At 70.5% G+C, this 4,530-nt stretch carries 4 protein-coding genes and 1 pseudogene; 2 read left to right on the plus strand and 3 right to left on the minus strand.

Features of this window, described 5'->3' with window-relative positions; translation table 11 throughout:
- A pseudogene (locus PSH25_RS11255) lies at positions 1-680 on the plus strand (polyprenol phosphomannose-dependent alpha 1,6 mannosyltransferase MptB); the annotation flags it as partial.
- Between the two features lie 220 nt (positions 681-900).
- Here PSH25_RS11255 and PSH25_RS11260 read toward each other — a convergent pair.
- From PSH25_RS11260 to glnA, 3 genes are all read right to left on the minus strand, one after another.
- The gene (locus PSH25_RS11260; protein ID WP_238659035.1) at positions 901-1,884 is read right to left on the minus strand and encodes a hypothetical protein; all 984 of its coding nucleotides are present in this window, start codon (positions 1,882-1,884) and stop codon (positions 901-903) included.
- Entirely contained in the window at positions 1,881-2,246 is a 366-nt protein-coding gene (locus PSH25_RS11265; protein ID WP_238659036.1) for a PadR family transcriptional regulator, read from the minus strand. The genes PSH25_RS11260 and PSH25_RS11265 overlap by 4 nt, the downstream gene beginning before the upstream one ends.
- Positions 2,247-2,352: 106 nt before the next feature.
- Positions 2,353-3,777, minus strand: coding sequence for a type I glutamate--ammonia ligase (gene glnA / locus PSH25_RS11270; protein WP_238659037.1), 1,425 nt, complete (start codon positions 3,775-3,777; stop codon positions 2,353-2,355).
- A 263-nt stretch (positions 3,778-4,040) separates the two neighbouring features.
- Between glnA and PSH25_RS11275 the strand changes: the two genes are divergently transcribed.
- A complete protein-coding gene (locus PSH25_RS11275; RefSeq protein WP_372492767.1) occupies positions 4,041-4,439 on the plus strand; it encodes an RDD family protein in 399 nt (132 codons plus the stop codon).
- The last annotated feature ends 91 nt before the right edge of the window (positions 4,440-4,530 follow it).

Here is a 4,530-nt window from a genome sequence, read left to right on the forward strand (position 1 = left end):
CCGTGGTGGTGGTGCCGTTCGCCGTGCTGGCCGGGATACCCGGCCGGTACACCGTCCGGGCGTTGCTGCGCCACGGTGGTTGGCTGGCCGGAGGGCTGCTCGCCGCGCTGCTGGTCACCTCGGCGGCGTCCGGCCTCGGCTTCGGCTGGGTGGGCGGGCTGACCCACAGTGGCGACTCCGAGCAGTGGACGTCACCACCCACCGCGGTGGGCTTCGTGATGGACTACGCCGGCGCGCTGGTCGGCCGGGACCCACAGGCGGTGCCGATCGTCCGGGCGGTCGCGCTGCTGCTGCTCGTCGGGGTGCTGGTGGCGCTCTGGTGGCGCGCCTGGCGGATCCTGCGCAGGCTGAACGACGCCCGGCGGGTGGCGCGGGTCGAGGTGGCGCGGTCCCGGGTGCCGCTGCACGGTGCGGCGTTGGCGCTGGTCGCCACCGTCGTCCTGTCCCCGGTCTTCCACCCCTGGTACGCGACCTGGCCGCTGGCGCTGCTCGCGCTCACCGCCGCCCGTACGACGTGGTTCGTGCTGGCCGCCGCGGCGGCGGCCTTCCTCGCCCTGCCTGACGGCACCAACCTGGCCCGCGTCACGAAAGCCCCCGGCGCCCTGGCGATGACCGCCCTCCTCCTGGCTGCCCTCGTACGCACCCTGCGACCCGCACGCCGCCGGCATCGTCGATCATGAGGTTGGCCGGGACAATCCGGACGGAACGGCTCGCCAACCTCGTGATCGTCATCGTCGTGTGGTCAAGATCATGCTCGAACGTGGATGTCGTGGTGTCGGACGCGATCGAGGCCACTACATCCAGGATCGAGCACGATCTTGGTGCGGGGTGCGGGGTGCGGGGTGCGGGGTGCGGGGTGCGGGGTGCGGGGTGCGGGGTGCGGGGTGCGGGGTGCGGGGGTCAGGCTTGCGCGCCGCAGGTGGGGCAGGGTTGGCCTGAGGGCTGCGGGGTGGAGGTTCGGCGGGAGCGGAACAGGACGGTCAGGACCAGGACGGCGGGACCGGCGAGCGCGACGGCGCCAGCGGTCACGGCCAGTTCCGCGAAGGTGATGGCGCCGTATGCCGGGCCGAAGCTGTCAGCCAGGCCGGGCACCGCCAGGAAGCCGGCGGGGGTGAGCAATATGACGAGCGCCCAGCCGCCGCGGGTGTCCCCGCCCAGTGCCAGACCCATGGCCAGCAGGGCCCCGACGACCAGCAACAGTCCGCCGATGGTGGGCAGGAAGACCTCCAGGGTGGCGCCGTAGTAGGTGCCGACCGCATCCAAGCCCACCAGGAATTCCGTCGCCACCACCGCCGACAGTGCGGACAGCGCCGGCGCGAGGCGCATCGCCCGGGAGGATCGGTCGGGCAGGAAGAGCCCCAGCAGGCCCAGGGCCACCTGCGGCAGCAGAACCATCAGCGGCGGTCGGGGTGCGTCGAGCACTGCGGCCACCGGTGGCAGCGCCAGCGTGAGCAGGAGCGCGAAGGTGATGGCCCACCGGGCCACCCGGCTCGGCGCGACGGCGATCACCACCGCCGCCAGCAGCCATGCCGCCCACGTGACGACACCGAGCGAGACGAACGGCCCAACGTGGGGGACGCCCCACTCCACGGGCGGCGGATGCAGCTCTGCCGTACCCCAGACACCGGCGAGAGCGCTCGCGGTGACCAGGGCCAGCAGCGCCGCGAGGCGTACCCCGGGGATCAGATCGGTGACGCCCGCGGCCCGCAGCCGCTGGCGGAGGCCGCCGCACACCAGGTCCGCGGCGTCCGCCGGCGCCGGCCAGCGTTGGTCGGGGGCGGCCAGGTCGAGGTAGGTACCGACGATTTCGGCGCCGCGGGCGCGCCGGTAGTCGGCGGGGTACGCGCGCAGCAGCCGGAGGTAGCGGCGTTCAAGGTCGTTCATGCCAAGCCTCCGGCCGTGCGTGGGGTGGTCGGGATGGCGGCGCGAGTCCGCTTGGACAGCCGGGTGGTGGCGGCTTCGACGTTGCGGCGCAGCCGCTCGGTCTCGGTGCTCAACGTGGTCTCGCCGCCGGGGGAGAGACGGTAGTAGCGGCGCAGTCGGCCGTCCACCACCTCTTCCCGGTCGACCTCGACGAGGCCGGCGTCGACCAGTCGGTCGAGCGCCCCGTAGAGCGTCCCAGGGCGTAGCGACACGCGGTTGTCGGAGAGTGCGGCGACCTCACCGATCAGCCCGTAGCCGTGCATCGGCTGGGCGGCCAGCGCGGTGAGGATCAGGAACGTCGGTTCGCGTAGAGGTGTGTCCACGCGAGCAATATATCGGACGCGAAGGTATGCCGGGGGGTGGCGCAAAAGCGAGCCGGGCCGGCTCCGCGGTGAGCGGAGCCGGCCCGGCCGGTGTTCGAGCGACTGCTCAGCAGTCGTAGTACATGGCGAACTCGTGCGGGGTCGGGCGCAGACGCACCGGGTCGACCTCGTTGGCGCGCTTCCAGTCGACCCAGGTGGAGATGAGGTCGGGGGTGAAGACGCCGCCGTCGAGCAGGTAGTCGTGGTCGGCCTCGAGGGAGTCGAGCACGGCCGGTAGGGAGCCGGGGACCTGCTTGACGTCGCCCCATTCCTCTGGCGGGAGGTCGTAGAGGTCCTTGTCGATCGGCGTCGGTGGTTCGATCTTGCTCTTGATGCCGTCGAGGCCGGCCATCATCATGGCGGAGAAGGCCAGGTAGACGTTGGCTGACGGGTCCGGGACGCGGAACTCGACGCGCTTGGCCTTCGGGTTCGCGCCGGTGACGGGGATGCGGGTGCAGGCGGAGCGGTTGCGCTGGGAGTAGACCAGGTTGACCGGTGCTTCGAAGCCGGGGACCAGGCGGCGGTAGGAGTTGACCGTCGGGTTGGTGAAGGCCAGCAGCGACGGGGCGTGGTGCAGCAGACCGCCGATGTACCAGCGGGCCATGTCGGACAGGCCGGCGTAGCCGGTCTCGTCGTAGAACAGCGGTTCGCCGTTGAGCCAGAGGCTCTGGTGGGTGTGCATGCCGGAGCCGTTGTCGCCGAAGAGCGGTTTGGGCATGAACGTGGCGGTCTTGCCGTTGGCCCAGGCCTCGTTCTTCACGATGTACTTGAAGAGCTGGAGCTGGTCACCGGCGTGCAGCAGGGTGGAGAACCGGTAGTTGATCTCGGACTGGCCGGCGGTGCCCACCTCGTGGTGCGAGCGTTCCACGTTGAAGCCGGTGTCGACGAGGCGACGCACGATCGAGTCACGCAGGTCGGCGTAGTGGTCCACCGGCGGGACGGGGAAGTACCCGCCCTTGTACGCGGTCTTGTAGCCGCGGTTGCCGCCGGGCTCTTCGCGGCCGGTGTTCCAGGCGCCCTCGATCGAGTCGATGTAGTAGAACGACTGGTGCGCCGAGGTTTCGTGGCGGATCGAGTCGAAGATGTAGAACTCCGCCTCGGCGCCGAAGTAGGCGGTGTCGGCGATGCCGCTCGCCGCGAGGTATGCCTCGGCCTTCTTCGCCACGTTACGTGGGTCGCGGCTGTAGGCCTCGCGGGTGAACGGGTCGTGGATGAAGAAGTTGAGCGCGAGAGTCTTCTGCGCGCGGAACGGGTCGATGAACGCGGTGGCGACATCCGGGAGCAGGAGCATGTCCGACTCGTGGATCGCCTGGAAACCGCGGATCGACGAGCCGTCGAACGCGAGGCCGTCGGTGAAGAGGTCGTCGTTGACGGACTCGACCGGCAGGTTGAAGTGCTGCATCACGCCGGGCAGGTCACAGAAACGAACGTCGACGAACTTCACGTCCTCGTTCTTGAGGTATCGCAGCAGTTCCTCGGGATTGGCGAACACACATCCTCCTGGCACGTCCACGGGGTGGCTAGGCTTCTGGCGACGCTAGGGCCGGGGGGTTGCCCGGCCGTGTCTCCGTTGTTTCTGCCGTGTTACGTCCCTCGCGGAGCGTCAGCGACACCCCTGTCCACGCCTCCGGCCCGCCAGGAACGCCGTACCGACTGTGCCAGTGTAGTGACATCTGATGCCTTTGGCCTGAATCGGCACACAGCGGCGGCGGCACCCGGCCGGCCCGCATTCCGGCGCGGATACCCTTGACCGCTGTGACCAATCCGCACCTCCCGGCAGCGCCGGCCACCGACCCCACCTTCACCGCGCCGACCCTCGGTCGGCGGTTCGGTGCGCTGATCATCGACTGGGTGCTCTGCCTGCTGGTGTCCAACTTCTTCGCCGACCCGGTACGCGACGGCTGGGCGCCGGTGCTGGTGCTGGTGCTGGTCTACGGCATCTTCCTCGGCCTGTTCGCCCAGACGCCGGGCATGTACATCACCAAGATCCGCTGCGTGAACTGGCACGACGGCGGCCGGATCGGCGTGCTCCGTGGGCTGATCCGTGGCCTACTGCTGGCCCTCGTGATCCCCGCGCTGATCATGGACGAGCACCGGCGCGGCCTGCATGATCGGATCGCCGACTCAGTCATCGTCGACGCCCCCCGCGCCTGAGCCGACCCATCAAGGCCGGCCCGGACCCGCGACCCGCGCGACCGCGACCCGCGCGACCCGCGACCCGCGACCCGCGACCCGCGACCCGCGA

This window comes from Micromonospora foliorum (assembly GCF_022229015.1).
Lineage (GTDB): Bacteria > Actinomycetota > Actinomycetes > Mycobacteriales > Micromonosporaceae > Micromonospora > Micromonospora foliorum.

Coding starts and splice junctions, on each gene's coding strand:
- PSH25_RS11260 (WP_238659035.1), bottom strand. CDS start 1,884: ATGAACGACCTTGAACGCCGCTACCTCCGGCTGCTGCGCGCGTACCCC.